General features: G+C 47.2%; 14 protein-coding genes. 6 read left to right on the top strand and 8 right to left on the bottom strand.

Annotated features, from left to right (window positions below; all coding sequences use genetic code 11):
- Positions 1-5: 5 nt before the first annotated feature.
- Positions 6-941, bottom strand: a complete 936-nt coding sequence (locus tag VT06_RS02760) for an inorganic triphosphatase (protein ID WP_046552720.1) — start codon at positions 939-941, stop codon at positions 6-8.
- Positions 942-1,084: 143 nt separating this feature from the next.
- Here VT06_RS02760 and VT06_RS02755 point away from each other — a divergent pair, with 143 nt between their 5' ends.
- Positions 1,085-1,702, top strand: a complete 618-nt coding sequence (locus VT06_RS02755) for a TIGR04211 family SH3 domain-containing protein (RefSeq protein ID WP_046552719.1) — start codon at positions 1,085-1,087, stop codon at positions 1,700-1,702.
- Positions 1,703-1,712: 10 nt separating this feature from the next.
- Here VT06_RS02755 and VT06_RS02750 read toward each other — a convergent pair whose 3' ends face one another.
- Entirely contained in the window at positions 1,713-2,210 is a 498-nt protein-coding gene (locus VT06_RS02750; protein ID WP_046552766.1) for a winged helix-turn-helix transcriptional regulator, read from the bottom strand.
- 266 nt (positions 2,211-2,476) lie between these two features.
- Between VT06_RS02750 and VT06_RS02745 the strand changes: the two genes are divergently transcribed.
- On the top strand, positions 2,477-3,625 hold the full coding sequence (locus VT06_RS02745) for an HD-GYP domain-containing protein (RefSeq protein ID WP_046552718.1): 1,149 nt from the start codon (positions 2,477-2,479) through the stop codon (positions 3,623-3,625).
- Between the two features lie 65 nt (positions 3,626-3,690).
- Here VT06_RS02745 and VT06_RS02740 read toward each other — a convergent pair whose 3' ends face one another.
- Complete coding sequence (locus VT06_RS02740; RefSeq protein WP_046552717.1) at positions 3,691-4,461, bottom strand: general secretion pathway protein GspB; 771 nt, start codon at positions 4,459-4,461, stop codon at positions 3,691-3,693.
- 2 nt (positions 4,462-4,463) lie between these two features.
- Positions 4,464-5,399 (bottom strand): ExeA family protein, encoded by a 936-nt coding sequence (locus VT06_RS02735; protein ID WP_046552716.1) that lies wholly within the window; start codon positions 5,397-5,399, stop codon positions 4,464-4,466.
- A gap of 79 nt (positions 5,400-5,478) precedes the next feature.
- Between VT06_RS02735 and VT06_RS02730 the strand changes: the two genes are divergently transcribed.
- Positions 5,479-6,711, top strand: coding sequence for a multifunctional CCA addition/repair protein (locus VT06_RS02730; protein WP_200897885.1), 1,233 nt, complete (start codon positions 5,479-5,481; stop codon positions 6,709-6,711).
- Here VT06_RS02730 and VT06_RS02725 read toward each other — a convergent pair.
- The 3 genes from VT06_RS02725 to folB are packed head-to-tail and all read right to left on the bottom strand — an operon-like array spanning position 6,708 to position 8,388.
- Positions 6,708-7,514 (bottom strand): undecaprenyl-diphosphate phosphatase, encoded by an 807-nt coding sequence (locus VT06_RS02725; protein ID WP_046552714.1) that lies wholly within the window; start codon positions 7,512-7,514, stop codon positions 6,708-6,710. The genes VT06_RS02730 and VT06_RS02725 overlap by 4 nt on opposite strands.
- A complete protein-coding gene (gene folK / locus VT06_RS02720) occupies positions 7,511-8,008 on the bottom strand; it encodes a 2-amino-4-hydroxy-6-hydroxymethyldihydropteridine diphosphokinase (protein ID WP_046552713.1) in 498 nt (165 codons plus the stop codon). Before folK ends, VT06_RS02725 begins: the two co-directional genes overlap by 4 nt.
- The gene (folB, locus tag VT06_RS02715; RefSeq protein WP_046552712.1) at positions 8,008-8,388 is read right to left on the bottom strand and encodes a dihydroneopterin aldolase; all 381 of its coding nucleotides are present in this window, start codon (positions 8,386-8,388) and stop codon (positions 8,008-8,010) included. Before folB ends, folK begins: the two co-directional genes overlap by 1 nt.
- A gap of 137 nt (positions 8,389-8,525) precedes the next feature.
- Between folB and plsY the strand changes: the two genes are divergently transcribed.
- Positions 8,526-9,131, top strand: a complete 606-nt coding sequence (plsY, locus tag VT06_RS02710) for a glycerol-3-phosphate 1-O-acyltransferase PlsY (RefSeq protein WP_046552711.1) — start codon at positions 8,526-8,528, stop codon at positions 9,129-9,131.
- Between the two features lies 1 nt (position 9,132).
- Here the strand turns inward: plsY and tsaD are convergent, their stop codons facing one another.
- Positions 9,133-10,146 carry a tRNA (adenosine(37)-N6)-threonylcarbamoyltransferase complex transferase subunit TsaD gene (tsaD, locus tag VT06_RS02705; RefSeq protein ID WP_046552710.1) on the bottom strand — a complete coding sequence of 338 codons (1,014 nt, stop codon included), beginning with the start codon at positions 10,144-10,146 and terminating at the stop codon, positions 9,133-9,135.
- Between the two features lie 238 nt (positions 10,147-10,384).
- On the opposite strand from tsaD, the gene rpsU reads away from it, so the two are divergent.
- Both rpsU and dnaG read left to right on the top strand, forming a co-directional pair.
- Positions 10,385-10,600, top strand: a complete 216-nt coding sequence (gene rpsU / locus VT06_RS02700) for a 30S ribosomal protein S21 (RefSeq protein ID WP_046552709.1) — start codon at positions 10,385-10,387, stop codon at positions 10,598-10,600.
- A 144-nt stretch (positions 10,601-10,744) separates the two neighbouring features.
- A complete protein-coding gene (dnaG, locus tag VT06_RS02695) occupies positions 10,745-12,502 on the top strand; it encodes a DNA primase (protein WP_046552708.1) in 1,758 nt (585 codons plus the stop codon).
- Positions 12,503-12,554 lie beyond the last annotated feature (52 nt).

Below are 12,554 nucleotides of genomic sequence, written 5' to 3'. Positions count from 1 at the left end.
GAACATTACGCGTGGCCGGCAACACTTTGCTGGAATAATAACTGCGCCAATGCCAACAATAACTGGTTGTAAGCCGTTTGCTCAAATACCACTACGCCTTGCTGCAAGTTGCTCGCCAAGGCCGCTGCATCACTGCTGAGCGCTGAATACTGCAGTGAAGCCAACTCGGCGCTAAGGGCCTGTAGATAATGCTGGGCCTTAGTAAGCTCGGCCAAACCATGGCTTAATATACCGTCTGCCATAACCCGGCGATAATACAATGCCTCGGTACACTGCAACGCCGCCAGATTAGCAATCAGCCCCTGTTGCTCAGACAATGGTGGCGTAAGTTGCTGCTGATTAGCCAGCAAATAACCGCGGGCAGCTTTACTAAGCCAGCCGGTGCGCAGTGTTAGTTTGGCAATTAACTGTTTAGCCACTAAAAATAAAGCGGCCGCTGCACCACTAATTAGCTCAAGCTCCAGCTCGGCAATCGGTTCACTGTTGTTACCTGCCGCTACCCTACCGCTGTCGTATACCACGTCAAGTTCACTACCATGACAGCTAAGCTGCCAGCTATGACGAATAAAATCGGTGCGAAATATCTCGGTCAACTGCTGCTGTAACAGCACAATATCGGTATGTTCAGGCCATATTGTCGGCGGAAAAGCGGCTAAATCTGGCACGATACCGGATACGGGCAAATTAAATTCAGGTCGGGCTTGCAACGCACCATGTTGCTGACCGGCTAACTTAATGGTTTGCTCAAACTGCCCTTTTTTTTGTCGGGTGCGCAGGCCCATGTCATGGCGGCGGAACCAATTATCAGGCGTATCATAATAAGCATTCAGTAATGCGGTCTGGCCAGCATGGCGTATCTCGCCACATTCAGCCAGTAATGCCTGCAGACTTTCGCCGGGCGGTTGCGCCAATAAAAACTTTAATTCCAACTCCAAAACCATGTCAGGTTATCCTTAGTAGTAGGCCATAAGCCGTTCAGCAACTTTTTTACACTTGTCAACTTGCTAACAACTCCCTATCATCCGAAGTATTATGTTAGTGCCTGCTCAAGCGTAACAGCTGATCAGATTGGATTAGGATACCTATGTTTAGATTATTTCGCAGCTCCGTTCCCCGGTTATTTTTGTTACCTGCTTTGTTACTAGCGCTAAGCTGGCCTGCTGCATCCCAACAAAGTGATGTCGAAAAACCCGCTTACATTAGCGACGCATTGTTTGTTTACTTGCATTCGGGTCCTGGTAATCAATACCGGATTGTCGGTACCATCAATGCCGGTCAGGCGATTACCTTTATCAGTGAAGACAGTGATAGCGGCTATACGCAAATTCGCTATGAAGACGATAAAATCGGCTGGTTACCAAAAGAATATGTCAGCGACAGCCCAGGACTTGTTAGCCAGCAAGAGACGCTAATGGAACGCTTGAATAGCCAGCTTGAGCAATTACAACAGCTTGATCAGCAACGAGAGAATTTAAGCAGTCAGCTCGATGCCGCCATTGTTGAACGTGAAAACGCTTTGGAACAACTGGCTCAAGCTAACCGCAGCTACGAGCAGCTTAAAACCCAATTGGATGTTACTAATAGCAGTATTTGGCAAAACCCAATGGTTATTGGTTCAGCTATTTTATTAATTGGGCTTATTTTTGGTTTACTGTTACCCGCATTATGGCCAAAACGACGCGACAGTGAGCGTTGGATGTAAACGCCCTCCGCTATCCCAGGCTGTCATTGGCTTTCAATGGCAGCCCTGTATCGCGCTTTACCTGCTCAATCACTACATAAGTATGGTTTTTTACCACCCCTGGTAAGTCGACAATTTGTTCCAAAATAATCCGGTAAGCATCCATATTTGGCAGGCGTAGTTTTAACAGGTAATCAAAACCACCTGCTACCATATGGCATTCAACAACATGTGGCACTTTTAATACTTCGTCTTTAAAACGGTCAAATACCGCGCTGGTGGTATTATCGAGGGTAATTTCAATAAATACTGTGGTACCGAAACCCAACTTACCCGCATTTAAGCGGGCGCCATACCCCTCAATATAACCATCTTTCTCTAGTCGCTTAACCCTGTCGATGCATGGGCTAGCACTGAGATTAACTTTTTTTGCTAAATCGACATTGGCAATACGCCCTTCTTTTTGCAGAGTATCGAGAATATTTAGGTCAATCCGATCCAGTGTTTTTTGTTTTAATGGCAACGTCATCATAAGTATTCTGGTTGAGCCGCTAATAATATAATTATATACCGTTAATGCTGAAAAATAACCAACTGTAATAGCAGGCAATTTGTAACAAACAAAGTCTGCACTATTGCTAGCTTTTGCTATGCTTTATCCTGAGTGTAAATGGCTGACGACTTATTCTTCTAACCGCAAAATAACCGCCTTTGGTCGAGGCGTTAACGTCAGGTTAAGTAATTTAAGCGTACACTAAATAACTTTTGTAAATACAGGTGCAAGCTGACAATCGGATGACATATCAAAAAATCTCCGTTACTGAACTACAACCCGGCAGTTATGTCGTTGAAGTGTTAGAACAACACGGTGACGTTATTGTTAAGCATGCTGGCTGGGTCCGCAACCCGCAAGCTATTGCCCTGTTAAAAGCTAAAGGGGTGTTAACGGTACTTACTGATCCAGCGCGGTTTTTAGCCAGTGAACACACCACTGCCGTGCCTGCTTCTGCTGCAAAAGTAAGTGCAGACAGTCCAGAGACAGAGCTTAACCCGGTACGGCATTTATTTGCTGACGAATGGCCGCGGGCAGAAAAGGCCTTATTACAAAGCCAGCAGGTACAGCAACTGGTATTGGACGCTACTCGTAACCAACAGCCTATCGATTTAACCCTGGTACATGAAGTTAGTGCCGGTTTATCTGACTCGGTTAGTCGTAACAAGGACGTATTATTATGCCTAACCCGGATAGCGGAGCAAAGCGACAGCTTATTGCAGCACAGTGTTAATTGTGCGGTGTACATTGCCGCTTACGCTAAGTTTATTAATTTACCCGCCGATCGAACAAAAACATTAATTACTGCGGCACTGCTGCACGATGTGGGTAAAGCGCTGAAACCTGAACAAATGAACCAGCCTGATGCCGCTGCCATTGGCACCAGTCTGGCCGCACTGCAGCGAAATAAAGAGCTTGCCGGGCAGGTGTCGTTATGGATAAGCCAGCATTGTGCTTTACTTGATGGTAGCGGCTCACCACCTATTAAGGCACCGCAAATAGCCAAAGGCAGTCAAATGCTGGCGATTGTTAATCAGTATGAAAAGCTAACTAACCCGGCCAATAGTAACCAGAGCCCACTGGCGGCATCACGTTTTTTGCTCGGTATGACGCCGTTACAATTAGATACTGAGTTGTTGCAGCTATTTATAAAGTGTATTGGTATTTACCCACCAGGCACCGTAGTAAAGCTGACCACAGGCAAGCTGGCATTGGTGTTGGAAAACAACCAAAAAAAACCCACCCAACCCAAAGTAAAATTGTTTTACCATAGCGCTCACCAACACCATATTACACCAAAAATAATGGATTTATCCCGCCAACAGGAAGAGCATATTGAAGGTTGCGTAGATTTAAAAAAATATGGTCTGGATGTCCGTAATTATTTATAAAACACCCGCTTAAAACAGCTTTTTTGTCTGGTCAATCTTATTACAATACCAATACCTTACAGCAACTAACGCTGCAACCAGTCGGTTAGCGCGGGCATGCTGAATATTTCAGTGCCCATTTCCAGTAACACAAATTGTGGGGTAATTTCTTTTAAACGAACATCAGCAGTAACCCATTGCCCTTCCTGTAAGCTTTTACCATTTACTTTTACCCAACGTTGCTGGCGTTGGGTAGCATAGACATGTGCTTCAAAGCGTAAGTCAGGTATTTTTTGCTGTAATTGTGGTGCTAATTCACTGATATCTCTAGCCGGGGCCAGTTTATTGCGTGGTGGTGAGCTGGTCCGTCCGGTTTCACTAGCTGCCAGTGCAGAGGCAAAACGCTGTCGCAGTTCATCTGACACCACAACCGGTGGCGGGACTGCAGGCTCATTTTCTGTTGTTGTTACCGGTTTGGCAACAACCTTAGTCTGCAACGGACTGGTTGCAGAGCCTGCGGTAACACTAATAATTTTTTGTTCAGGTTCAAAAATTTCTTGTGGTGTAGTTAGTACTGTTGGCACCGTTAACCGCTCAGTTGTAATGCCAGTACGGGTTAGCGCCGCAACAATACTGGCACTATCGGCTATCTCTGGTGCAGATTGTATTTGCAGGTTTGTTGGTGCAGGTATTGCGTTGTCAGCTAACCACCACATTGCCAACGTAAAGCCCAGCAATAATGCCAGACAAAACCCCAATAACATCGCCAGATTACGCCAGCCATTATTGTTATTTTTAACAACCAACGTTGGTGCAGGATCGACTTGCTTTTTTAGTGCATCCATTAAAATTGACATACCTAACCCTGCAGCAGTGGCAACAATGCAATCGCCAGTAGAAAGCCAAGCACTATACCAGCGCCGGTCAGTAACGGCCAGAACCAAACGGGTAAGGCGGTCTGTGGCATGCGCCCGGCGGTTTTCTGGCTACGCGGCAGTACTTCGCTGGCAGCACGTTGCACTTGTGCAACGTCCACCAATGGTTTTTGTAAGCTATAGGCGGCTAACATGGCGCGGTCGGCCAGCAAATTTAACAGCCGCGGTATGCCACCGCTGTGCTGGTAAAGCGCCGTAACCGCTTTATTGCTAAACACAGGCCTGCTGCACCCAGCTACCTGCAAGCGATACTTCAGGTAATGTTGCACTTCATTTAAATCCAGTGGCAGAAGGTGGTAGCGAGCAGTTATGCGCTGTGCCAGCTGACGCAGGTCATTGCGTTGCAATAACTGTTGTAGTTCTGGCTGGCCAATTAATATAACTTGCAGCAATTTTTTAGTATTGGTCTCAAGATTCGTCAATAAGCGCAGTTGCTCCAACACCACCGGTTGCAGATGCTGCGCTTCATCAATGATCAGAATGGTTTTTTTACCTGCCTGATGGTTTTTTTGCAGCCGCTGGGTAATTTTATCACCCAGCAGTTTTAAACTGGCATCGGCTTTTTTATAACGAATTTTTAATTCGTCACAAATGGCGGCCAATAGTTCCAGCTCAGACAACGTTGGGTTTAAAATAAAGGCGACATCGGTACTGCTGTCAAGCTCTTGTAATAGTGAGCGCGACACAGTGGTTTTGCCGGTACCTACCTCACCTGTTAGCAAGACAAAACCGCCAGCATCACCCAGCCCGTAGCGTAGGTGCGCTAACGCTTCGGTGTGCCTGGCGCCCAGATACATAAAATCTGGATTGGGCGCGATGGAAAAAGGGGGACTGGTTAAACCGAAAAAACCGGTATACATCAAAGCATCCTGCGTTAATAGCGCTGCAAATTAGACTGACGACGCTATAATGGCAAAAAATAAGCAATCAGGAAAGCCTGTGCAAATTTATCTTGTTGGTGGTGCCGTGCGGGATCAACTATTAGGTTACCCCTTTCACGAGCATGATTGGGTGGTGGTAGGTGCAACACCGGCGCAAATGCTGGCCGCAGGCTATCAGCAAGTTGGCAAAGATTTCCCGGTGTTTTTACACCCAAAAACCAAAGAAGAATATGCGTTAGCCCGCACAGAACGTAAAAATGGCCAAGGTTACACTGGTTTTGCGGTATACGCCGCAGCCGATGTAACGCTGGAGCAAGATTTACAGCGGCGCGACCTTACTATTAATGCCATAGCCCAGGATAGCGACGGTGGTTATATAGACCCATACGGCGGTAGGGCTGATATTGAACACAGGTTACTGCGCCATGTTTCCAGCGCGTTTGCTGAGGATCCGCTTCGGGTGTTACGGGTAGCCCGGTTTTATGCCCGTTACGCCCATTTGGGCTTTAGGGTAGCCAGTGAAACGCTGGCGCTAATGCGCAAATTAAGCAACAGTGGCGAACTACTAACCTTAAGCCCTGAGCGGATATGGCAAGAAACGGCTAAAGCGCTCGGCAGCGTTCAGCCTCAGGCATATATCAGCTTATTACACCAAACTGGCGCTTTGCAGCAACTCATACCAGAGCTCGATGCATTATGGGGTGTACCTCAACCTGAAAAATGGCATCCGGAAATAGATACCGGCATACATACCCTGCTAGTATTACAACAAGCGGCAGCATTATCACCGCGCCTCGATATTCGCTTTGCGGCGCTGGTGCACGATGTAGGCAAAGGCGTAACCAAAACTAAATTATTGCCCGCCCATCACGGCCATGAATATACTGGCCTTGAGTTGATTAAACAGCTTTGCCAGCGACTGCGGGTGCCCAACGATTGTTGCGAGTTAGCCTTGTTAGTCTGTGAATATCATCAGCTAGTACACAAAGCCCAAGAGTTAAAACCAGCAACGATATTAAAAGTGTTTAATGCCATCGATGTATGGCGTAAACCGCAGCGGCTCATTGACATTCTGCTGTGCTGTACAGCCGATTTACGTGGGCGCACCGGCTTCGAGCACGCCGACTACCCACAGGCGGCTTATCTGCAGCAGTTGGCAGAGGCAGCCAAAGCCGTTAATGTGCGCGACATTGTCGCCAAAGGCCTGCAAGGTGAGGCCATTGGCGCTGAATTACAACGCGCTCGTTTACGCGCCATAAGTATTGCCAAAACAGCGTGGCAAACAGTTTAACCGGCAAACCAGCCAAGAAAAATCAATAAGCCTACGCCTAAAAGTAGCCGGTAAATAACAAAAGGCAACATGCCCATCCGGCTAATTATTTTCAGAAAAAAGTGAATACAGATTAACGCGCTAATAAAAGCTAAACCCATTCCCAGAAAAATAGCGTGTAAATCAAAACGCTCTGGCTCAGAGAGTAATTTACTGGCCTGATAGCCACCGCTTAACACAATGATCGGGATTGATAATAAAAATGAGAAACGGGCAGCGCTCACTTTATCTAACCCCAATAGCATAGCGGCCGTCATCGTGATACCAGAGCGTGACGTGCCCGGGATTAATGATATGGCTTGCGCCACCCCGATAAACAGTGCCTGTTGCCAGCTAAGTTGCTCCATGCTCTGCTGCTGTTTCGCCGTAGCGTCGGCCCACCACAGCACCAAACCAAACACGATGGTCGTTATTGCCAGTACCCAGGGTGAACGTAAATACGTTTCTATATAATCTGCCGCCAGCAAACCGGCTAAGGCGGCGGGGATAGTTGCCAGAATAATCCACCAGGCCAATTTACTGTCAGTACTATGCTGCCCCCCCAAGCTTTGCACCCACCCTACCGTCAACCGGCCAATGTCCTGGCGGAAAAACAGCATTACTGCCAGCAGAGTGCCCACATGAACGGCTACATCAAAAGCAATGCCCTGATCTTGCCAACCAAAAATAGCCGAGGGTAAAATTAAATGTGCTGATGAAGAAATAGGTAAAAATTCTGTGACACCTTGCAGGATGGCTAAAATAATAACTTCCAATGTACTCAATTACATTCACTCCAATTAAATGGCACCGGCCAGATTTTTTGTTTGTTTTTAGGATAATTTTGCCACAACTCTGCATAGCTTAGCCCGGTAAGCGGATGAATATTCTGTGGCGCTAATTCAGCCATAGGCCATAATACAAACGCATTTTCGGTAATTTCACCTCGGGGCAGTATTATGGGTTGCTGACACGTTAACTGATCATACGTCAGTAAGTCTAAATCCAGTGTGCGGCCACAGAATTTCTCCGCCCCTCGAATGCGGCCATGGCGATCTTCAATTTGCTTTAAGGCCTGCACACAATCAGCAACAGACAGCTCGGTTTCGGTGGCGGCCACAAGATTGTAAAAGGCATCGCCGTTAAACCCTACCGCATCACTTTCATATACCGATGACAGCTGCAACGCACCAAAATGTTGCTGCAAAGACAACACCCCCGAACGTACATAGTGATCGCGATCCGTATTGCTGCCAATGCTAATGAAAATACGCGACATTAGACGCTCCGCCGCGGTGGGCGGATGTCGTTAGCACTGCGCACAATATGTACTCCAACGGTCAGAGCCTGAGCCACCGCGCCAGGTTTACTTACCGTCACTTCTACTTTACTGGTGGCAAAGTCGGTTAACAGCATTTGCGCCACGCGTTCAGCCACTGTCTCAATCAGCTCTATAGGCTGGGCAGTAATCAGTGCCGTAACCTTTTCAGCAATAACGGCATAATCCAGAGTCAACCCAATATCATCTGTAGCAGCAGCGCGCTGGTTGTCGGTTGTCAGGGTTAAATCAAGCAGCAGACGCTGCAAAATAGATTTTTCCCAGTCGTAAACGCCAATAACGGTATCGACTTGTAGCTGTTTTATAAAAACTATGTCCATTCAGTTAAATCCGGATTGCGTTATTTTTCGTTTCAGGTAGGCTGGTTGTACAGGTAAAAGCAACCAAGCCTTTAATCTACTGCTCTAAAAGCAGGCCATAATCTTATCGTAAAAACTGGTGCTGAGGAACCGTCGAAATGACTCTGCTGATTGTTATTATGATGTGCGCCGCCTATTTACTGGGCTCGGTGTCGTCGGCAGTGCTGGTATGCCAGTTATTTCATATTCCCGACCCCCGCTTTAATGGCTCGGGTAACCCGGGAGCAACCAATGTACTGCGTTTGGGTGGTAAATTACCGGCGGTGTTGGTGTTAGTGTTCGATATTTTAAAAGGCACTATCCCGGTCTGGGGTTCTTATTTTCTGCAAATTGAACCGCTTTGGCTCGGTGCCATCGCCATTTGTGCCTGCCTCGGCCATATTTACCCGATATTTTTTGGCTTTAAAGGCGGTAAAGCGGTTGCAACGGCTATTGGCGCCATGATGCCAATTGGCCTTGATTTAGCCGGACTGTTAATTGCCAGTTGGGTGTTACTGGTAGCACTTAGCGGTTACTCCTCACTCGCAGCTATTATCACTGTCGCGCTGGCACCGCTATTTACCTGGTGGATTAAACCGTTATATACCCTGCCAGTGTTAATGTTGAGCATTCTGATTATTGTGCGCCATCGCCAGAATATTGTGCGGTTATATCAGGGTAAAGAAAGTAAAGTGTGGGATAAAAGTAAGCGCATTCGCGAATAAACTACACCGCAGGTAAATCTTGCATTGGCCAGCGTGGGGTTACGCCAATGGTTAAATCTTGCTGCTGGCCAGCATGTAAACGCTTATAGCCGGCAAAGGCAATCATGGCGCCGTTGTCAGTACAAAATTCTTTACGAGGATAATACACTGCCCCGCCCCGGCGTGTTAGCAGCACCGCTAACTGTTCGCGCAATGAGATATTGGCGCTAACACCACCGGCAATAACCAGTCGCTGATAACCGGTTTGCTCTAATGCTCGCTCGCATTTAATCACTAAGGTATCCACTACTGCCTGTTGAAACGACGCGGCGATATCCGCTTGCACTTGCGCAGCATTACCTTCTTTGGCAATAACATTAGCGGCAGAGGTTTTCAGGCCACTAAAACTAAAATCCAACCCTGGCCGATCGGTCATGGGCCTTGGGAACTTATACCTTTTACTGTCACCCGCTTGCGCCAGTTTGGCCAATAGTGGGCCACCAGGATAATCCAGCCCCATTAACTTGGCCGTTTTGTCAAAGGCTTCACCGGCGGCATCATCTATCGATTCGCCTAAAAGCTGATAACGTCCAATGCCTTCTACCCCAACGAGTTGGGTATGGCCGCCAGACACTAATAACGCCAAAAACGGAAACGCTGGCGGGTGTTCTTCCAGCATGGGGGCCAACAAATGGCCTTCCATATGATGTACCGCTAACGCCGGTTTTTGCCAGGCATAGGCCAGGCTGCGGCCAATAGTGGCGCCTACTAGTAAGGCACCTGCTAAACCCGGGCCGGCAGTATAGGCTACGCCGTCAATATCAGCGGCATTAAGGCCTGCTTGCTGCAGCGCTTGCTTAATTAATGGCAGCGTTTTTTTAACATGATCACGCGACGCCAGTTCTGGAACTACCCCGCCGTAATCAGCATGCAACGAGATTTGGCTATACAGTACATGGCTAAGTAAGCCTTTTTCACCATCATAAATAGCAATACCGGTTTCATCGCAAGATGTTTCTATACCTAATACGCGCATCACTTTCCCAGAAGTTGTGTAAAATAATTAGTTAAAAGTAGGATCTGGCAAGAAAGTTCAGGTACACTTGCCGGCCTTTAATGCGTGTATTGTATCGGCTTCACTCTGTTAGAGCCAGAAGATCTGATTTAAGATCACTTAATCGCTTTACATCGGTAGTGGTTTTTGCGTAAAATGCCGCACCATTTTTAATCGTAATTGGTTACTGATAACCAAGTTTGACCGAGGTGAGAATTTAATGCCTGTTGTTAAAGTAAAAGAAAACGAACCCTTCGACGTTGCATTACGTCGTTTTAAGCGCTCTTGTGAGAAAGCTGGCGTATTAGCTGATGTACGCGCCAAAGAATTTTACGAGAAGCCTACCTGGGTTCGTAAACGTAAGAAAGCCGCAGCGGTAAAACGCCATGCTAAAAAGCTTTCTCGCGAGAATGCACGTCGGGTTCGTCTGTACTAATTACAGTCTACCGGCGTTAACCTGCTTAACCGCACAATAGCGGCACTATCAAGCAGGTTCGCAATCAGGCGTCAGGCCGATATCTGCACACCGTGTTCTTTGAGCGCGGTTTGTCTTTTTCTGGAAACCATATAAAGGACAGCAGTGGCAGGACAAATACCTCGTCAGTTTATTGATGATCTGCTCGCTAGAACAGATATCGTCGATCTGATAGACCAACGTGTACCGCTTAAAAAAGCAGGTAGTAAAAACTACTCTGCCTGTTGCCCGTTCCATAACGAAAAAAGCCCATCTTTTACGGTGAGCCCGGATAAGCAGTTTTACCACTGTTTTGGCTGTGGCGCCCATGGCAATGCCATTAGTTTTATGATGGAGTTTGAGCAACTGGAATTTGTTGAGGCCATTGAAGAACTGGCAAAACAATTGCACATGGAAGTCCCGCGCGAGCAAGGCAAAGGCCCTGCCCGGCCTACTGCTCAGGCCGATGACTACACACTGATGCAACAAGCTGCAGAGTTTTATCAGCAGCAATTGCAACAACATGCTAATGGCCCAACGGTGCAACAGTATTTGCATAAAAGGGGGTTGTCGGCGCAAACCATCAGTGATTTTCAGCTAGGCTATGCCCCGGACGGCTGGGATGGCGTGTTAAAACAGCTTAGCGCCGGCAAGCCAAAAACGTTACGCGAACAGTTAATTGAGCTTAAACTGGTTAATCGTAACGACAATGGCCGCGAATACGACTTTTTCCGCGACCGGCTGATGTTTCCTATTCACGACAAACGCGGCCGCATCATTGCTTTTGGTGGTCGTATATTAAATGATGGCCAGCCAAAATATCTGAACTCGCCAGAAACCAGGCTGTTTCATAAAGGCCGCGAACTATATGGCCTGTATCAAGTACGCCAGCAACCTGGCCATCTGAAACAATTATTAGTTGTTGAAGGTTATATGGATGTCGTCGCGCTGGCCGAGCACGATATTCGCTTTGCGGTAGCCTGCCTTGGTACGGCCACGACCTCAGATCAAATGCATACGTTGTTTCGTTACAGCCCTAAAGTTATTTGCTGTTACGATGGTGACCGGGCTGGCCGTGATGCTGCCTGGCGGGCCTTACAAAACGCCTTGCCGCAATTAAAAGACGGGGTAGAGCTAAACTTTGTATTTTTACCTGATGGCGAAGATCCTGATTCTTTAGTACAAAAAGAAGGCAAAACGGCTTTTATGGCCCGCTTAGAGCAAGCGTTGCCGTTAAGCCAATATTTATTTGAACATTTATTGCAAGAATTTGATGTTAACAGCGATGGCGGTAAATCGGCGTTAATGGCTAAAGGCAGCGAACTGATTAAACAAATACCCAGCAGTTTTTATCAAGAAACATTACAGCAAAAACTGAATAATTTGTTAGGTCGTGCCAGTGAGCGCTTAAAGCCGTTAAGCAATCGCTCACCTGCCCGGCTAGCGCCAGCCAGTATTAAAATGACGCCTATGCGCCGAGCAATTGCATTATTATTGCAAACACCAGAACTGGTCAATGTTATGCCTTTTACGCCTGAACTGGCCAGTGCCGACATTCCTGGCATTACATTGCTACTGGCCGTACAGCAGCATTTACTAGATAAACCGCAGTTAACCACTGCGCAGTTACTGGAATACTGGCGGGATCTGCCAGAGCATGCCATCCTTTTGAAACTAGCAGCGTGGCAGCACCAAATAGCACCCGAACAACTATCAGCCGAGTTTATGGACACCTTCGACTCTATCGAAGACCAGTACCTGCAACAACGACTGGAAGCATTAGAACGCAAAGATAAGCTAAAACAGCTAAGCCAGGCCGAGCAACATGAGTATGTGCTGTTGCTAAAAGCACTGAAAAGCAAAAAACCGCGACCAGCACGCTAACTCCGACTGGCTAGAAAAGCTTCGGTTTGTTATAATCGCTAGTTCGCATTTA

Origin of the sequence: Arsukibacterium sp. MJ3 (assembly GCF_000987765.1) — a bacterium.
In the GTDB taxonomy this organism is placed as follows: domain Bacteria; phylum Pseudomonadota; class Gammaproteobacteria; order Enterobacterales; family Alteromonadaceae; genus Alishewanella.
The sequence above is the reverse complement of the archived record's forward strand: the minus strand, read 5'-3'. Positions and strand labels throughout refer to the sequence as shown.